Genomic DNA, 17,006 nt, shown 5'->3' on the forward strand with positions numbered 1-17,006 from the left:
TGCCAGCATCGTCTTCTGCGGCATTTGCCATGATTGCGCCCCCTCAACCCAACAAAGGAACGAAAAGCCGTGACAACTGAAGCCAAATGCCCGTTTTCGGGTAATTCCTCCAAACCGCTCGCAGGCGGGGGGACCCTAAACCGCGATCGGTGGCCTAACCAGCTGCGCGTCGACCTGCTGAACCAGCACTCGTCCAAATCCGATCCGCTGGACCGGACGTTCAACTACCGTGAGGAATTCAAGAAGCTCGACTACGAGGCGCTGAAGAATGACCTGCGCAAGCTGATGACCGACTCGCAGGACTGGTGGCCCGCCGACTTCGGCCATTACGGTCCGCAATTCATCCGCATGTCCTGGCACGCCGCGGGCACCTATCGCCTCAGCGATGGCCGGGGCGGTGGCGGCCGCGGCCAGCAGCGTTTCGCTCCGCTCAACAGCTGGCCGGACAACGTGAACATCGACAAGTCGCGCCGCCTGCTATGGCCGATCAAACAGAAATACGGGCAGAAGATTTCCTGGGCGGACCTGCTGATCCTCACCGGCACCGTGGCGCTGGAGACGATGGGCTTCCGCACGTTCGGCTTTGCCGCCGGCCGCGAAGACACCTGGGAGCCGGATCAGGACGTCAACTGGGGGTCTGAGACCACCTGGCTGGCGCATCGGACGCTTGAGAACCTCCCCAACCCGCTCGGTGCCACCGAGATGGGCCTGATCTACGTCAATCCGGAAGGTCCGGGCGCCAACGGCGATCCGCTTTCCGCCGCCGCCTTCATCCGCGAAACCTTCGCCCGCATGGCGATGAACGACGAAGAGACCGTCGCGCTCATCGCGGGCGGCCATACCTTCGGCAAGACCCACGGTGCGGCACCCGAATCACACAAGGGGGCGGAGCCTGAAGGCGCAGGGCTAGAGGCGCAGGGCCTTGGCTGGATCAGCAACTACGGCACCGGCAGCGGCAAGGACGCCATCGGCAGCGGCATCGAAGTCACCTGGACGCAGACGCCAACGCAGTGGAGCAACTTCTTCTTCGAGAACCTGTTCAAGTACGAATGGGTGCAGACCCGTAGCCCCGCCGGCGCCATCCAGTGGGTAGCCAAGGACGCAGAGACCGTCATCCCCGACGCGCACGATCCGTCCAAGAAGCACAAGCCGACCATGCTGACGACCGACCTGTCGCTGCGTGTCGACCCGGCCTACGAGAAGATCTCGCGCCGCTTCCTGGAGAACCCGCAGGCTTTCGCCGAGGCGTTCGCCCGCGCCTGGTTCAAGCTGACCCATCGCGATCTCGGCCCGCGCTCGCGCTACATGGGCCCGGAAGTGCCGAAGGAAGAGCTGATCTGGCAGGACGTGCTGCCCGCCGTCGATCATCCGTTGATTGATGCCGCAGACGCCGCCGCACTCAAGGCCAAGGTTCTGGCCTCGGGTCTTAGCCTGTCCGAACTGGTCGGCACCGCCTGGGCCTCGGCCTCCACCTTCCGTGGCGGGGACAAGCGCGGCGGCGCCAACGGTGCCCGCATCCGTCTTGCCCCGCAGAAGGACTGGGAAGCGAACCAGCCGGCGGAGCTGGCCAAGGTGCTCAAGGCTCTGGAAGAGATCCAGACCGCCTTCAACAGCACCGCGACCGGCGGCAAGAAGGTCTCTCTGGCCGACCTGATCGTTCTCGCCGGCAACGCAGGCGTCGAGCAGGCGGCGAAGGCAGCCGGCCACGCGGTGACGGTGCCGTTCACGCCTGGCCGCACGGACGCCTCGCAAGAGCAGACGGACGTTGCGTCCTTCGCGGGACTTGAACCGGCCGCAGACGGCTTCCGCAATTACGAGAAGGCCGGGCTTGCGGCGCCCGCAGAGGCGGTTCTGATCGACAAGGCGCAGCAGCTGACGCTGACCGCGCCTGAGATGACCGTGCTCATCGGTGGCCTGCGCGCGATCAACATCAACGTTGACGGGTCCACCCATGGCGTATTTACGGATCGGCCGAGCGTGCTGACGAATAACTTCTTCGTCAACCTCCTGGATATGAGCATGCAGTGGAAGGCGACCTCTGACGCCAAGACCGTGTTCGAAGGGACCGACCGCAAGACCGGCGCGGTCAAGTGGACCGGGACGCGCGTCGACCTCGTGTTCGGCTCGAACTCGGTACTGCGCGCTTTGGCCGAGGTTTACGCCAGCACGGATGCGAAGGAGAAGTTCGTCAAGGACTTCGTTGACGCCTGGACCAAGGTGACCAACCTGGATCGTTTTGACCTGCAAGGTTAAAATGAAATCAGTTGTGAGATAGCAGAGTTCGTCAAGATACTGCTTGGGAGAAAAGCCCCGTACGGGGCTTTTCTTGTTGAAAATGCCAAATCCCCACTGGCTGGCCGTGGCGATTTGAGACGTGCTGTCTCGCAGTTACATTGGGAAACCGTGGCTAGAGCCTTATTGCCCTAAGTTGGCGCATATCCTGAGTTGACGAAGTAGTTGGCGCATTCCTGGGCGGAAAACTCGTCGAGAAGACTGCCGATGGCGATGGTGACGTCCTCGATCGAGCGGGCGGCCGCCTTGCGCAGGAGGGCCTTGAGCTTGGCGAAGACCTGTTCGATGGGGTTCATGTCTGGGCTGTAGGGCGGCAGGAAGAACAAGTAGGCGCCGGCGGCGCGGATGGCGCGGCGCACCGCAGCGCCCTTGTGGCTGCCGAGATTGTCGATGACCACAATGTCGCCTGGTCGCAGCGTCGGCACCAGAAAGCGGGTGACGTAGGCCAGAAAGCTGCGAGCGTTGATTGGGCCGTCGAACACGCAGGGCGCGGTCACGCCGTCGCACCGCAGGGCAGCCACGAAGGTCAGCGTCTTCCAGTGCCCGTGCGGCACTTTGGCGACCAGGCGCTGCCCCACCGCGCAGCGCCCGTGCGTGCGGGTCATGTTGGTCTTGACCCAGGTCTCGTCGATGAAGATCAGACGGCGGGGATCAAGCTGTCCCTGGTGCTTGCGCCAGCGCACCCGTCGACGGGCCACGTCCGGACGATCCTGTTCGCTGGCGTGCAGGCTTTTTTTTAAAGCTCAGCCCGGCCCGGGTCACGAAATGCCAGACCCCATAGTAGCTTACCTTCACGCCACGCGCGTGCAACTCGCCCAGCAGGGCATTGAGGGTGATGTCCGGCTTCTCGCGCAGCCGAGCCAGCACCCAATCGGCCTCGGCAGCCAAAACGAACGGTCGCTTGCCGCCCATCGGCAGGGCAGCCGGGCTGCCCGTCTCCGCCTTGCGACGCGTCCAGCGGATTGCTGAGGACTCACTGACCTGAAACTGCGCGGCCGCTGCCCGCCGGCTCAGCCCGGACGCAACCGCGGCAACCACCCGTTCGCGAAGGTCCATTGAATACGGAGCTGCCATCCATGCTGGCCTCCCGATCCCAGCCAGCAGCTTGAATCAGACCGCGCCCGCGTCGCGGTCTCACTTCTGAGTCAGCCTCAGGCTACGGTGCTCTAGTAGCGTTACCAGGTTCATCAGGCGCGGCGGACCACGCGAGAACCGTTGATCTGGGTAAGCGTCTTGTAGTCAGCACATGGCGGCGCGGGGCCATTCTGTGATGCAACGCCTAGATGGACGACATCACGGCGACGAGCGATCTCGAAGAGAGCGCTCATATGCCTGCTCGTAGGAGCGCTCGCAATCGGCCGATTGAGGTGATCACGCGGGGCGAACGGCGTCGGTCGGGATACCGGCGGCTCCGGCGAGGTCGACTACAGCGGACGCATCTCCCGTTGTGGCGATGAGGAGGTGCGGACGTCGAGCGCGCTGCTTGTTCGGTGCCAGAAGTGCTCGGCGCTGCGGGCGTGGGGCATGAGCATCGACCAAGCGTCGAGGTCACCGTCGAGCCGTTGTGGAGGTCGCCCACAAGCTTACGACGCTGCTGCACGCGATGTGGCGGGACTGCACTGCGCGACGACGATTACGGTGGCCGCTTGACGACAACTACGATGGCCGGTTGGGTTCGCTGATGCTGTGGTGATCAATCTTCCCCCGCGATCGCGGGGGAAGATTGAATGTCCGGCAAGCGGGTCACTGACCGCCAGGTCAGGCGGTATATGGACTCACGCAAAGACGGGCACGCCCAGGCGGCCGCGGCGGCGCGCGCCGGTTTCAGCGAGCGCACCGGGCGGCGGATTGACGGCACTCCGGTGCTGCCGAGCCAGCTCGACCGGACGCGGCGCTATCGCACCCGCCAGGATCCCTTCGCCGAGGTCTGGCGCGCGGAGCTGGTGCCGATGCTCACCGCGATGCCGAGCCTGCGGGCAACGACGCTGCTCGAAGAGCTACAGCGGCGCCATCCTACACGCTATCCCGACCGCATGCTGCGCTCCTTGCAGCGTCGAGTGGCTCATTGGCGGGCGACCGAGGGCCCGGAACGGGAGCTGATCTTTCGTCAGGAGCATCCACCGGGCCTGCAAGCGCTATCGGATTTCACCGACGGCGGCCGGCTTGGCGTCACTCTCGGCGGGGCGCCGTTTCCCCATTTGCTCTATCATTTCTGGCTCACCTTCAGCGGCTGGCAATACGTCAAGGCGATCTGCGGCGGGGAGAGCTTCACCGCGCTCACCGAAGGCGTTCAGGAGGCGCTCTGGCAGCTCGGCGGGGTGCCGCGCACGCATCGCACCGACCGGCTCTCGGCTGCCTACCGCAACCTCTCCAGCCGCGACGACGAGGCGGCGCGCTATGCCGAGTTCTGTCGCCATTACGGCATGGAGCCGACCCGCAACAACGCCGGCGTCAGCCACGAGAATGGTGCGGTCGAGGCCGCGCACGGCCATCTGAAGACCGGTCTCGACGAAGCACTCGAACTGCGCGGCGCGCGGGATTTTCCCGACCTGGCTGCCTATCAGGCTTTCCTCCAGGAGTTCATCGCCCGCAAGAACGCTCGGCGGCGCGAAGAGGTTGTCGTCGAGCTGGCCGCGCTCCTCCCGCTGCCGCCGCACCGCACCACGGATTTCTCGAGCGCCACCGTCACCGTGACGCGCTCGGGCACGATCGCGGTGCGCAATGTTCTCTACACCGTGCCCTCGCGCCTGGTCGGCTGCCGGGTCAAGGTGCACATTTATGACGATCGCCTGGTCTGCTACCTCGGCACCACGCCGGTGCTGACCGTGGCCCGACGCTACTTCAAGCGCAACGGACCGCGCCAGCGCGTCGTCGATTATCGCCACCTGATCGGTGCGCTGATCAGAAAGCCCCAGGCCTTCCGGCGCTCGGTGTTCCGCGACGAGCTGTTCCCGAGCTCGATCTTTCGCCGCGCCTGGGAGACGCTCGATCAACGGCTCGATCCGCGCAAGGCGTGCCGGGTGTATGTCGGGCTGCTTCACCTCGCCGCCATGCAGGGCTGCGAGGCGGTGCTCGCCGCTCACCTCGCCGCCGTGCTCGACGCCGGCGGGACACCCGATCTCGAAGTGGCGCGCGCCGCCGTGGTCCCGCCGGTCCGCGCCGCCGCACCCACGGTGATGGTCCCGCCGCCCGATCTCGCCGTCTACGACGAGCTGCTGCGGCTGCCGGTCCTGGGAGATGCCGCATGAGCGACGTCGACGCCGCCAAACTGCCGGTGATGCTGAACGCGCTGCGCCTGCCGACGATCGGCCGCATCTGGCAGGAGTTCGGCGCCCGTGCCGATCGCGAAGGCTGGGGCAGCGCCCGCTTCCTCGCCGCGATGTGCAAGTACCCCGGAACGGTACCGCCACGAGCAAAAACGCCGCCTGATCGGTGGCGGCGGTTCACCGCGTGTTCGGGCGTTCGGTGAAAGTGGTTGCGGGGACACGCAACTGCATTGCCTTGTTCCTGTCCGCTGCTAGCGGAACCCTGGCATAGCGGCATCTATGAGCACGCTGGCCTTCAGGGCTGGAGCCAATCTTGATCGGGGCGAGCGAGTTACCGTGTGTTGGTGTGCCGTATCGAGTGTGAGGCATGTTGATGCGCGATAGAAGCTTCCATGGTCCTCAACGACTAACGCAAGTTCCGCGGATTCGGCACGACTCAGGCATTGTAGGGATTGTCTCATCGATAAGCACCCTCATCAGCCGTCCTCCGAAGGGCGCTCCAAATAGGAGGCGGAATTTGAGGAAGCTGTGCGCCAACTCCTCAAGACGCGAACAATGCATAGACCTGGAACAAACTGCAGAAACGCAAGGACAACTCGACTCGCAAGCCGAGTAGTATATGAAAACTCTAGAACTCAGAGGAGCCTGACGGGGAGAAAGTGGTGTCTCGGTATGAAAGCCACGCATAGATTGGCCGTGCCCGCCGATGCGAAGCAGCTATTCGAGCTGCGACGAAAATCCATCGCAGCCCTCACGCCAAAAGGGATGTCCGTTTCGCAAGCCGAAATCTGGGCAGCGACTCTCACTCTCTTCGGGATGGAGCAAAAGCTTCGTGAAATGGAAATATGGGTCGTCGAGCTAAATGATACGGTCGTGGGATGGGGTGCAATTCGTGGCGACCGGTTGGAGGGACTGTATACCGACCCGGAATTCGCTGGCCGAGGCGTCGCGACAGAACTGCTGGGCAGGCTCGAAGCGCTGATGCGAGAGCGGGGCGTTCCGACAATACGCGCTGACGCAAGTTCGAACGCCGAGGAATTCTATCTTCGACGTGGCTATGAACCGGTCGGCCTTCGCCAACCCGAAGAGACGCGAGCGATCATAAAACGGCTGACCTAGAACGGTCTTTCTGATCTGTAAGTCAGGGGGATTTGAACCGCCGATCACGCTCTGCGGCCGCGTAGCCTCATTGGAGCCAGGCGCTTCGGACGCTGCTTGCCCGAGCGCGAAGCCGCCGGGGAGATTTGAACGCCGGCAGCCATCAACAACATCCGCGCCGCCTCCCGCGCGGCGCTCGCGACCTTCGGATCGCCGCGTACCAGTGCCGCGGCGATGGCGCCTTCGACCAGGAGGTGCAGCTGCATGGCCAGCCCGTCGGGGTCGGCGACTCCGAGCTTCGTCAGGAGTTCGCGAAACCACAAGCGTCGCTCCTCCTTGAACGCGATGGCGACTTTGTTGGTCTCGTGCCCGGGTTCGCCGAGTTCGGCGACCGAGTTCACGAAGGGACAGCCGCGAAACTCCTTGCTCTGGAACAGCCGTTCAAGCCGGTCGAAGTCGCCCAGGATCTGCTCGGCTGCTGGCGCATCGGATGGCGGCTTCCGCCAGAACCGGCGCCGGAGATAGGCCAGCACCAGGGCGTCCTTGGAGGGGAAGTGATTGTAAAGCGTGCGCTTGCTGATGCCGATCGCGGCGGCGATGGTGTCGACGCCGACCGCGCGGATCCCCTGACGGTAGAACAGCCGGTCGGCCGTCGCCAGAATTCGCTCTTGCATTGCGAGCTTGCGCGGAGATGCCTGGGTCATTGCACAGGTCGGTGTAATTTCCCTTGACCGGCGGTAGACGCTATCCCAGATTAATTACACAGATCGGTGTAATCAAGCGCCGTCGAGAGAGCCCCGAACGCGAATGCGGCGGGCGACGGCTCGGCCTGGAGTGATCGCATGTCGCAGACGATTTTGTCCTCGCCCGCCCGCTCCCTGTCCCGCGCCACCATGCTACTCGTCGTCACCGGTGCGATCCTGTCGATCAGCACCGGCTTGCGCCAGAGCTTCGGCTTGTTTCTGCCGCCGCTCCTGAGCCTGGGCGTCTCGGCTTCGGCCTTCAGTTTCGCCATCGCGCTGCAGAGCATCGTCTGGGGCCTAAGCCAGCCGCTCATCGGCATGCTCGCCGATCGATACGGCACGAGGCCGGTGCTGATGGGCTCGGCTCTCATTTATGGCGTGGGATTGCTGGTCATGTCGCTCAGCGCCAACCCGCTCACCCTCGATCTGGGCGGCGGCCTCCTCGCTGGGCTCGGTGTCGCCGGCACCGGGCTCGGCGTGGTCATGGGGGCGGTCTCGCGCTCGGTCGAGCCCAGCCGCCGCAGCCAGGCGGTCGGCGCTGTCGCCGCCGTCGGCTCGCTCGGCACCTTTCTCCTGGCGCCCTTGGGACAATGGCTGATCGCCGATTTCGGCTGGCAGGCTGCGCTTGTCGTATCAGCAGGCATCGCTGGCGCGATGGCGGTGTTGGGCCTCGCCATCGGACCGGACCAGCGGCCGGAGACGACCGCCGCCTCGCGGGTCGAGGACGAGCAGGATCTCGGCACCGTGCTCCGCGCCGCGGCACGGCATCCCGGTTATTTGGCCATGACGGCGGCGTTTTTCGCCTGCGGCTTCCAGCTCATGTTCATCACCGTGCATCTGCCGTCCTACTTGGCGCTCTGTGGCATATCGCCGGGAGTGGGTGCCAGCGCGCTCGGCGTGATCGGGCTCTGCAACGCCGTCGGCTCCTACGTGGTCGGCCAGCTCGGCGCCCGCTACAGCCAGAAGCGGCTGCTGGCCCTCATCTATCTCTTCCGCACGCTGGCGATCATCGTCTTCCTGGCTCTGCCCATTAGTCCGGCTTCGACGCTGATCTTCGCCGGCGTCATGGGGTTCCTCTGGCTCAGCGTCTCGCCCCTGGTCAGCGGGCTGGTCGACAAGGTATTCGGCTTGAAGCATTTCGGCACGCTCTATGGCTTCGTCTTCCTCAGCCATCAGGTCGGCTCGTTCTGCGGCGTGCTCTTGGGCGGGATCACCTTCGATTTGAGCGGCTCCTATGGCTGGGCCTGGGTGTGGCTGATCGCCATCGGGATTCTTGCCTTTCTCCTGCAATGGCCGATGGACGATCGTCCGCCTTCCGAGCGGGCGCGCGATGATCGGATGCGCCTTCGCCCCGCAGTGGAGTCGGTCCGCTAGTGTGATGATTCCGAAGTTCGTTGTCGAACTTCGGAATCTGAATCACACTAGATTCAATAGATTAGTGGCCCGCTTATCCCTGAAATTCGCCGACGAATTTCAGGGGCGGGACACTAGGGATCGGCACGCCGTCGTCGCGGCGATCACGGGATTTTCACGACCGGGGCGGTTTTCGACTCAGATAAGGTCCCCGGCATGGGGATTTCGCGGCGTGAGCTGCTGGTGGCAGGTTTGTCTGTCCTATCCGGGCGGAGCCCGGCGCGGGCGGACAGCGGCACGCCAATTCCCGGCCGCTCGGCCATGGACGTTCTCATCGACCCGGCGACCGGCCAGATTATGCCAACCCCACCGGGCGCCCCGGGAAGCGTCCCGGTCGAGCATCTAAAGCAGCTCTTGCTGAACGCCACCACCGAAGGGCTCCCGGTCGAGCGTCGGGCCGACGGCACCGAGATCATGAATCTGCAAGGCCGCTTCCAGCATGCCGCGGTCATCCAGATGAATGGCGACGGAACCGTGACCGTCACCTGCGACCTCCATGGCGAGCACCGCTTGTCGCTGGCCGCGGTCAACTCTCTGCGCGCCTGGGCTCTGCCATCCCAACAATAAGACCGACCTTGGTCCGATCGCTGGCTCTCCTGCTTGCCGTCTCGGCGCTTGCGTCCTGGTGGGTGGCGCCGCTGGACGCCGCCCAGATCACCATCGCCAACAACGATCCGGCCGGCATCGGCTTCAACGACCCGACGCCGGTGGCGCCGGTCGGCGGCAATTCCGGCACGACCAAGGGCCAGCAGCGCCTCAACGTCTTCCAGCAGGCCGCCAATAGCTGGGGGGCCGTCGTCGCCAGCACAGTTCCGATCATCGTTCAGGCGCAGTTTGCGGCGCTCACCTGCAGTGTCACCAGCGCCCGCCTCGGCCAGGCAGGGCCGACCTTCATCGTGCGCAATTTCGCCAATGCGCCGTTGCCGAGCACCTGGTATCCAATTGCTCTCGCCAACGCGCTCGCCGGCACCGACCTCGCCAACAGCCAGCCGGCGATCAGCGCCACCTTCAGCCTATCCATCGACCAGGGCTGTCTCTCCGGCGTCTCCGGCTTCTACTACGGGCTCGACGACGCGCCTGCATCGGGCACGCTCGATCTCCTGCCGGTGGTTCAGCACGAGCTCGCCCACGGCCTCGGATTTACCACCTTCACCAATGGCGCAACCGGGGCCTTCGCCCAGGGGACGCCCAGCGTTTACGACTATTTCGTCTACGACAACGCCGCCGGCAAGACCTGGGCCGAGATGGGCAGCGATGGCGAACGGGCGGCGTCCGCGCTCCGCGATGGCCAGCTCGCCTGGTCGGGCCCGCAAGCGACCGCCGCGGCCGCAACCCGGCAGCGGGCCGGGCTCGATGGCGGCGGACGCATTCTCCTTTATGCGCCCAGCGCCTTGGCGCCGGGATCCTCGATCGTGCACTGGGACAGGCGCGCCAATCCGGCCTTGCTCATGGGCCCGTTCCTCTCGGCCGGGCTCAGCGGGCTCGACCTGACGGCGAACCAGCTCGCCGATATCGGTTGGTCGATCGCGGCGCCGCTGGCGACGATCCTTCCGCAAAGCGGCTGGTGGTGGAATCCGGCCGAGGGCGGCCGCGGTTTCAGCCTGGAGCTGAGCGGCAGCAACGTGTTCATGTCGACCTATCTCTATGCGGCCGATGGCAGCCCGCTCTGGTATGTGGCGCTGGCGCCGCGGCAAGCCGCCGTCAGCTTCCAAGGCTCGCTCCAGCAATATGCCAATGGCCAGACCCTGACCGGGGCCTATCAGGCGCCGGCGCTCCTCGGCACCATCGGCTCCGCCACGCTCAGCCTCGACAGCGCCGGCAGCGGCCGGCTGGTTTGGCCGGGCGGCACCACGCCGATCCAGCGTTTCGATTTCGTGACCGGCGGCGCTGCCAGCGGGCCGGCCGCCGGCATGCCGCAGACGGGATGGTGGTGGAACCCGGCGGAGGGCGGCAGGGGGTTCTTCATCGAGGTGCAGAACACCACGATGCTGATCTCGGGATACATGTATGACAGTCGCGGCCAGGCGGTGTGGTACACGAGCCAAGGCCCGATGACCTCGCCGACGCTCTATCAAGGGCCCCTGCAGCAATACCAAGGCGGGCAGACGCTGACCGGTGCCTACGCCGCGCCCAATCTCGCCGAGAGCCTGGGGACGGTCTCCCTTCAGTTCTCGAGCCAGTCTCAGGCGACCCTGACGCTGCCCAACGGCACGCAGATTCCGCTGACGCGTTACGTGTTTTAGCTTCGCTACCGCCCGCACCAGACCGGCGCGCGCTTGCCGATAAAGGCATCGATGCCTTCGCTGGCATCGGCGGCCAGCATGTTGCGGGTCATGACCTCGCTCGCATAGGCGTAGGCGTCTTCCAAGCCCATCTCTCGCTGGCGATAGAACGCCTCCTTGCCGATCTTGAGCACGAGCGGCGATTTGGCCGCGATCTGGCGGGCGAGCGTCGCGGTCGCGCTCTCGAGCTCCGCCGGCGGGACCACACGGTTGACGAGGCCGAGGGCCTTGGCCGCGTCCGCATCGATGAGCTCGCCCGTGAGCAGCATCTCCATCGCCGCTTTGCGGCCGACGGCGCGGCTCAAGGCCACCATCGGCGTCGAGCAGAACAACCCGATATTGACCCCCGGTGTGGCGAAGCGCGCGCCTTGCGAAGCGACCGCGAGGTCCGCCGTGGCGACGAGCTGGCAGCCGGCGGCGGTGGCCACCCCATGCACGCGGGCGATCACCGGCTTCGGCAGCAGGGTGATGGTCAGCATCAGCCGCGAGCATTGCTGGAAGACCGATCTGTAGAACGGCTCTTCCGGTCTGGCCTTGAGCTCGCGCAGATCGTGACCGGCGGAGAAGGCAGGGCCGGCGCCCGCCAGCACCACCACGCGGATCGAAGCATCGCCCGCCGCCCGGTCGAGCTCGGCCTGGAGGCTCGCCATCATCGCCGTCGACAAGGGATTACGCTGCGCCGGGCGGTTGAGGGTGAGGGTCAAGATCCCGGCATCGATCTCCCGGAGCACCAGGGGCTCGTCCGCCTGCGGCTGCTTCTGTGCGGTCATCGGCTCCACTCTCGGGCGCGGGGGAATCCCCTTTCTTATGGGTTGGGGGGCCCCTATCGTCAAGCCGCCGGAGCGGGGCGCGGCCCAAGCGGAACGGGTGATACCGATGGCGTGGATCTATCTGACGATCGCCGGGCTGTTCGAGATCGCCTGGGCCATCGGCCTCAAATTCACCGATGGCTGGACCAAGGTGTGGCCGAGCGTGGCCACCATCCTCGCCATGCTGGGCAGCGTCGCTTTTCTGGGGCCGGCGGCGAAGGTGCTGCCGATCGGCACGGCCTATGCGGTGTGGACCGGCATCGGCGCCACCGGCGTGGCCATCCTTGGCATGCTCTGGTTCGGGGAGTCGCGGGCGCCGCTGCGCCTCCTCTGCATCGCCGCCATCGTTGCCGGCATCGTCGGCCTCAAGCTGGCCGAGTCCGGCACATGAACCGGGCCAAGTTGAAGAGCGCCATCAGCATTGCTGCATTCGACGAGCTCATACGCCGCGAGCTGCCCTTTGCGGCGGAGTCCGGAATCAAGGTCGAGAAGCTCGAGGCTGGGGCGGCCAGGGTGAGGCTGCCGGTGCATGGAAGGCTGCTCAGGCCCGGAGGCACCATCAGCGGGCCGGCGATGATGGGGCTGGCGGACTTCACCATGTATGCGGTGGTGATGAGCCGGCTCGGACCGGCCAAGCACGTGGTCACCACCAATCTCAATGCGAATTTCCTGCGCCGGCCGGCGCCGGTGGATCTCATTGCCGAAGGCCGGCTCATCAAGCTCGGCAAGCGCTTGGCCTATGGCGAGGTGACGCTCTACTCCGAGGGCGACGACGAGCCGGTCTGCCACGTCACCTCGACCTATTCGATCCCGCCGCAGGACGGCTCGACGGGCGCAAGTTAATCCCCAGCCCTTGGTCGTCGCTCGGGAATGCACATACCCCCGCAGCGGGAATTATTTCCAATACTGCAAATTCAAGTTGCTCCAATTCCCGCATTTGGCTTAGATACCCGAGAATATCTATCTAAGCGTGCTGGGGGGCACCATGGGGAAACGGATTGTCGCAACGCGCGGCGCTTGGCGTCGGGCGCTGCTTTGCTCCTGTTTCGGCGCCGCGATCGCGCTCGTGGGCTGCAGGATGCCGGAGCAATTCGAAGTCACCAAAGGCTTGGATCCTTGGAACGAGGACAAGGATGTCCGCTTCCGCACGACCTATTACTTCCGCGTGTTCGATGTCTGCGAGCTCGTCGATCGAAATTCCTCGATCGACCCGGGACAGAACGCGATCTTTCCGGTCAAGACCAACCAGCAGCTGCAGCTGCTTAAGGACTCGATCTATCGCTTCCGAATGACCGGGCAAGCCTCCTCGCTGTTCAACCGCGTGCATTTCGAGTCGGGCACGCTGAAGGCAGCGGAAATCGATCCGTTTGGGGCAACGATCGCCCAAGACGACAGGAACGGGCAGCTCTATTTCAAGTCCCGCGACCAGGTCGAAGAAGAGGCGCGAGAGACGGCTCAACTCAAGCGGCTGAAGGAGCTTCGCACGCTGTTGGGAGAGGTTAAGGACGGAGACAAAGATCCAATCTATCCGGATCTTCTCGGACTCGTGCGGGGTCAAATTCGGGAAATCGGCGGCGGACCGCAACCTCCCGCCGCCGTTGGGACCAGCAACGAGATCGCTACGCTCGCTGCAGATGCGTTTCAGGCCGGGCTAGGAGCAGTCACAGACTACGAGACCCTCAGGGCGCCAACTCTCGCGGATTTCACCCCGGATCCGAAGGAACCGACGCCAAGAGCTTCGAGTGCCATACGGGGAGATCGGGGCAATCTGCCGACAAAGGCTGACGGAACGACGCTTGGCTTGCGCAACGCGCTAGACACCGTTGGTCCAGCGGTAAGCGATGCTGCCATGGCGCTTCGCCTAGCCGGTTTTGCAGCCGACAAGGCCCAAAGCCAGCTCACCGAAGCAAAGACCAAGCTCGCCAAAGCCAAAGAAGAGGCGGCAAAGGGGCAGGCCGCATTGGCCAACGTGCAGCAGAATACGGCAACTCTTTCAGCCACCGAGAAGACGGTTCAAGACTCGCTCACCTCCTTCAACGCCGATAAGGCGAAGGCGGATCAGGATGCGGCCACCACGGCGGCGGATGTCGCGACGGCCACGGCGGCCCTCGCCAGCGCCCAAATGGAGCGTGATATCGCCAATGGCGCACTGGTGGCCGCGCTTGCGGCCGCGCCACAAGTTGCCAACGATATCTCGATCGCCCGGCAACGCCTCGCGACCGCCGAGGAGAAGCTGAAAGCGGCAAAGAGCGCCCTCGATGCGACGACGGCGAAACAGAAGGGCGCACTGGCGAAGCAGCAATCTGCCATGGACAATAAAGCCACCGCCACCAAAACGCTCGCGGCCGCGAACGCCAATTCGGGCAAGGCGGCGGCCTCGGTCGCGGCCCTGGTGGCGGTGCAAACTCCGTTGGACAACGCAGTTCTCGCGGCTGATGCGGACGTCAAGAATTGGCAAGGCCGCATCGACGGCACAGTGGCGGCACCAGGCATCGTACGTCTGCAAGGGCAGATCACCGTTGCGGAACGCGAGGCACGGGCAATGCGAGATAAAATCGTTCAGATGACCAAGGCCACACTGGATCGTGGCGCCGTCAGCGCCCTCGTCGACACGGCGACCGCGTCCTCCGAGGACTGCCCGCGAGGCAGCACCAAGAAGCGTGGATTCCAGGTTCTCGGTCCGGAAGGTGTGCGGACCTTCAACCAAGACGAACGTCTGGTGATGGCGATGTCGAGCGATGCCAAGCCGCTGATCAGCGTGCTCAAGGATCTATCGAGCCGAGTCTTGGATCAGAAGGCGAACGCCTCCGACCAGCTCCTGCCGATCGCGACCGAGCGATTGCATATCTCGGAGGCGCAGCGTGCGTTGGACGCGGCGAAGCCGAAGTTCCCGGATGACGTAGCCCCGGCGGTGCAGAAGGTGATCGAGGCATTCCTCGGTCAAACGGGAGTCAAGAAATGAGGAATTCGCTCGATCGGTTAGTAGCGGTCGCGTCGGCTTGCGTGCTTCTCGGCGTATCCAGCTGCGCCTCGATCGATGGTATCTCCGGCTCAGCAGCGATGCGGGTCGAGGTCGAGGTCTATAAAGGGCCGCTGTCGAAAGATCCTGAGGTTCAGTGGGGTGAGCTTGTGGGCACGCTGAACGAAGCCAACAGCTCGATCGAGACCCTTCGCAAGTACCTTTCGCTCTCGCTCGGCAAAGGGCGCCGATACGACGCCAGTTATGCATTCCACCTGCAAGAGATCATTAAAGATTTGACTGCGGTGGAGGATCTACTCGATGGCGTGCGCATAGCCGCCAACGCTTGGCATCTGCGCTATTATGGTACGACACCGGGGTCGTTTGGACTCAGCAAGGACTTTGTGAAGGAGATAACTACATCAGGGGAGAGCCAGCTTCGCGATAAGATTTCAAACAAAATTCATGGGCTATTAGAATATGTGGATGGGTACGGTCTTTGCAGTGCGCGTCCACAAGATCCGGTCAATTCAAGCGACCTCGTTGGATGGCTGCGCATGCGGTACGCACTCGACCGATGCGTCGAAGATGAACTGCTGCAATTAGCTGCGGCTAAGAGGGAAAATTCGCCGCAATCGACGGCTGCCCAACAAGGAACTCCGGTGCTGTCGCCAGAGAACAAATTGGCGCTCCTTTATCAACTAAGGGACGAGTATGTGTCGTTGGTTGAAAAGCTGCGCTATTTGGAATCATACTCCAATTTGCCGGCCGTGGAACCGAGAGACACGGCGAACTTACCGAAGATTCAGACAGCATTGACTGCAATCTTGGCCGAGGCGGCGACCGCGGCCCAGCAGTTCCGCAACAAGGCTCTCGTATGGGCGCAATCCCACGTGCCGTTCCCATTGGATACGCAAGAAGGCCGCTCGGTGCCGATTACCGCGTCAACGATGTTGAGCACCTACGCGGACAAGATCGGTCCCCGGGCAGATACGCTGCTAAGGCAAGTTAAAGGCGTTGATCGCCGAGAGTTGCCACTGACCGTGGCTCTTCGCGAGACCACGCCTCCCGCATTCCTGAAGCAGTACATCTGGAATGATGCGGCGCCCGACATACGGCAATACTTTGGCAGCAGTGGAGGCGACGGTATTGGCTCCGTTCGTGATCGCGTGCGCGTCATCGAAAAGCTTTTTACCGATGAGAATTGGAACAACATCAACACGGTCCACGCGAGCGGGCAGGGGACAGTGCGGATGGCGCTCATCAAGGACGACATCGGCAACTGGAATCTGAAGTCGTTCGATCAAGACCCCTCGGATCTGTTGGACGCCTATAAGAATGTCGGGCTCGCGGCGCTCAAGGCGGCCGCCGACGTCGCCAAGAACATCGCGTCCAGCGGCGGCGCGGGAGCTCTGCAATCGGCCGCCGGGCTTGCCAATCAGCTCACCTTCGGAAGCGCCCAGGTCACCAGTCCGACATTGGGGAGCCGCAATATCGATCAGCTTCACGCCGATACAGCCGCTCGCCTGACGCAGCTCAAGGACCAGACCGCGACGAAAGTCGACGACCTAAACAAAAAGATCGCCGACCTAGAGCCGAAGGTCAGGGACGCCAAAGCAGCCACGGATGCGGCGAAGACCGACCTCGATACGGCACAGAAGGCCCAAGACGACGCCGATACTTTGTCCACTCAGGCGCAGGACAAGACCCGCGCCCATGATGCCCTGGAGGCGAAAACGACGCCCCCGGCTGGGCAAACTCGCTCTGATGACGTGCAAAAAACCTGGATTCGCTGACGAAGGACGCGACGACCGCAAATGAAGATGCTGGGAAGCGGCGTGAGGCGGCCAAACCCCTTGCGGCGAACAAAGCCAAGTACGATCAGGCGCAGAACAATTACAAAGATCTAAATGAGCAGCTTACAGCGCTGAAGAAGCAACGCGAGACCCTGGCGGATGACACAATGAAACAGGCCTCCGCAATCATCGAAACTCATCGTGTGATCATGGATGCGTTGGAAGGGGCGGTGGTCAAGGACAAGACCAAGGCCGGTCCAACGGCGGGCGGGATCACCAACGCTGTCGGCGCGAGCGGGGTGAAGCCGCCGGGATATTGACGCGGCGCGGGCGTGGGGGAGGTCGAAG

Annotated in this window: 15 protein-coding genes; 12 read left to right on the top strand and 3 right to left on the bottom strand. The window is 64.0% G+C overall.

Annotated features, from left to right (window positions below):
* Nucleotides 1-69: 69 nt before the first annotated feature.
* Nucleotides 70-2,253 (top strand): catalase/peroxidase HPI, encoded by a 2,184-nt coding sequence (gene katG, locus HY058_08570; GenBank protein ID MBI3497343.1) that lies wholly within the window; start codon nt 70-72, stop codon nt 2,251-2,253.
* 170 nt (nt 2,254-2,423) lie between these two features.
* Here the strand turns inward: katG and HY058_08575 are convergent.
* Nucleotides 2,424-3,366 (bottom strand): IS630 family transposase gene (locus tag HY058_08575; protein MBI3497344.1). Its coding sequence is split into 2 segments (ribosomal slippage): nt 2,424-3,029 and nt 3,031-3,366, totalling 942 coding nucleotides; the frame shifts between segments, so codons are not numbered across the junction.
* Nucleotides 3,367-4,061: 695 nt separating this feature from the next.
* Between HY058_08575 and HY058_08580 the strand changes: the two genes are divergently transcribed.
* The 3 genes from HY058_08580 (at nt 4,062) to HY058_08590 (ending at nt 6,677) form a co-directional block, all read left to right on the top strand.
* Complete coding sequence (locus HY058_08580; GenBank protein ID MBI3497345.1) at nt 4,062-5,540, top strand: IS21 family transposase; 1,479 nt, start codon at nt 4,062-4,064, stop codon at nt 5,538-5,540.
* On the top strand, nt 5,537-5,761 hold the full coding sequence (locus tag HY058_08585; GenBank protein MBI3497346.1) for a hypothetical protein: 225 nt from the start codon (nt 5,537-5,539) through the stop codon (nt 5,759-5,761). Before HY058_08580 ends, HY058_08585 begins: the two co-directional genes overlap by 4 nt.
* A gap of 487 nt (nt 5,762-6,248) precedes the next feature.
* Entirely contained in the window at nt 6,249-6,677 is a 429-nt protein-coding gene (locus HY058_08590) for a GNAT family N-acetyltransferase (protein ID MBI3497347.1), read from the top strand.
* A gap of 44 nt (nt 6,678-6,721) precedes the next feature.
* Here HY058_08590 and HY058_08595 read toward each other — a convergent pair whose 3' ends face one another.
* Entirely contained in the window at nt 6,722-7,330 is a 609-nt protein-coding gene (locus HY058_08595; GenBank protein MBI3497348.1) for a TetR/AcrR family transcriptional regulator, read from the bottom strand.
* Between the two features lie 168 nt (nt 7,331-7,498).
* Here HY058_08595 and HY058_08600 point away from each other — a divergent pair, with 168 nt between their 5' ends.
* The 3 genes from HY058_08600 to HY058_08610 all read left to right on the top strand — a co-directional run bounded on the left by HY058_08600 (nt 7,499) and on the right by HY058_08610 (nt 11,055).
* Nucleotides 7,499-8,773, top strand: a complete 1,275-nt coding sequence (locus HY058_08600) for an MFS transporter (protein ID MBI3497349.1) — start codon at nt 7,499-7,501, stop codon at nt 8,771-8,773.
* A 222-nt stretch (nt 8,774-8,995) separates the two neighbouring features.
* Nucleotides 8,996-9,379, top strand: a complete 384-nt coding sequence (locus HY058_08605) for a hypothetical protein (GenBank protein MBI3497350.1) — start codon at nt 8,996-8,998, stop codon at nt 9,377-9,379.
* Nucleotides 9,380-9,387: 8 nt separating this feature from the next.
* Nucleotides 9,388-11,055, top strand: coding sequence for a hypothetical protein (locus HY058_08610; GenBank protein ID MBI3497351.1), 1,668 nt, complete (start codon nt 9,388-9,390; stop codon nt 11,053-11,055).
* A gap of 5 nt (nt 11,056-11,060) precedes the next feature.
* Here HY058_08610 and HY058_08615 read toward each other — a convergent pair whose 3' ends face one another.
* Nucleotides 11,061-11,864 carry an enoyl-CoA hydratase gene (locus HY058_08615; protein MBI3497352.1) on the bottom strand — a complete coding sequence of 268 codons (804 nt, stop codon included), beginning with the start codon at nt 11,862-11,864 and terminating at the stop codon, nt 11,061-11,063.
* 106 nt (nt 11,865-11,970) lie between these two features.
* Here HY058_08615 and HY058_08620 point away from each other — a divergent pair, with 106 nt between their 5' ends.
* The 5 genes from HY058_08620 to HY058_08640 all read left to right on the top strand — a co-directional run bounded on the left by HY058_08620 (nt 11,971) and on the right by HY058_08640 (nt 16,978).
* The gene (locus tag HY058_08620) at nt 11,971-12,294 is read left to right on the top strand and encodes a multidrug efflux SMR transporter (protein ID MBI3497353.1); all 324 of its coding nucleotides are present in this window, start codon (nt 11,971-11,973) and stop codon (nt 12,292-12,294) included.
* Nucleotides 12,291-12,746 carry a PaaI family thioesterase gene (locus HY058_08625; GenBank protein ID MBI3497354.1) on the top strand — a complete coding sequence of 152 codons (456 nt, stop codon included), beginning with the start codon at nt 12,291-12,293 and terminating at the stop codon, nt 12,744-12,746. Before HY058_08620 ends, HY058_08625 begins: the two co-directional genes overlap by 4 nt.
* Nucleotides 12,747-12,981: 235 nt before the next feature.
* Complete coding sequence (locus HY058_08630) at nt 12,982-14,865, top strand: hypothetical protein (GenBank protein ID MBI3497355.1); 1,884 nt, start codon at nt 12,982-12,984, stop codon at nt 14,863-14,865.
* Entirely contained in the window at nt 14,862-16,658 is a 1,797-nt protein-coding gene (locus tag HY058_08635; protein ID MBI3497356.1) for a hypothetical protein, read from the top strand. The genes HY058_08630 and HY058_08635 overlap by 4 nt, the downstream gene beginning before the upstream one ends.
* Before the next feature lie 167 nt (nt 16,659-16,825).
* Nucleotides 16,826-16,978 (top strand): hypothetical protein, encoded by a 153-nt coding sequence (locus HY058_08640; protein MBI3497357.1) that lies wholly within the window; start codon nt 16,826-16,828, stop codon nt 16,976-16,978.
* Nucleotides 16,979-17,006 lie beyond the last annotated feature (28 nt).

Source organism: Pseudomonadota bacterium, from assembly GCA_016195085.1.
In the GTDB taxonomy this organism is placed as follows: Bacteria; Pseudomonadota; Alphaproteobacteria; order SHVZ01; family SHVZ01; genus JACQAG01.

Coding starts and splice junctions, on each gene's coding strand:
- HY058_08630 (MBI3497355.1), top strand. CDS start 12,982: ATGCCGGAGCAATTCGAAGTCACCAAAGGCTTGGATCCTTGGAACGAG.
- HY058_08580 (MBI3497345.1), top strand. CDS start 4,062: ATGGACTCACGCAAAGACGGGCACGCCCAGGCGGCCGCGGCGGCGCGC.
- HY058_08585 (MBI3497346.1), top strand. CDS start 5,537: ATGAGCGACGTCGACGCCGCCAAACTGCCGGTGATGCTGAACGCGCTG.
- HY058_08625 (MBI3497354.1), top strand. CDS start 12,291: ATGAACCGGGCCAAGTTGAAGAGCGCCATCAGCATTGCTGCATTCGAC.
- HY058_08620 (MBI3497353.1), top strand. CDS start 11,971: ATGGCGTGGATCTATCTGACGATCGCCGGGCTGTTCGAGATCGCCTGG.
- HY058_08635 (MBI3497356.1), top strand. CDS start 14,862: ATGAGGAATTCGCTCGATCGGTTAGTAGCGGTCGCGTCGGCTTGCGTG.
- HY058_08595 (MBI3497348.1), bottom strand. CDS start 7,330: ATGCAAGAGCGAATTCTGGCGACGGCCGACCGGCTGTTCTACCGTCAG.
- HY058_08600 (MBI3497349.1), top strand. CDS start 7,499: ATGTCGCAGACGATTTTGTCCTCGCCCGCCCGCTCCCTGTCCCGCGCC.
- HY058_08640 (MBI3497357.1), top strand. CDS start 16,826: ATGAAACAGGCCTCCGCAATCATCGAAACTCATCGTGTGATCATGGAT.
- HY058_08615 (MBI3497352.1), bottom strand. CDS start 11,864: ATGACCGCACAGAAGCAGCCGCAGGCGGACGAGCCCCTGGTGCTCCGG.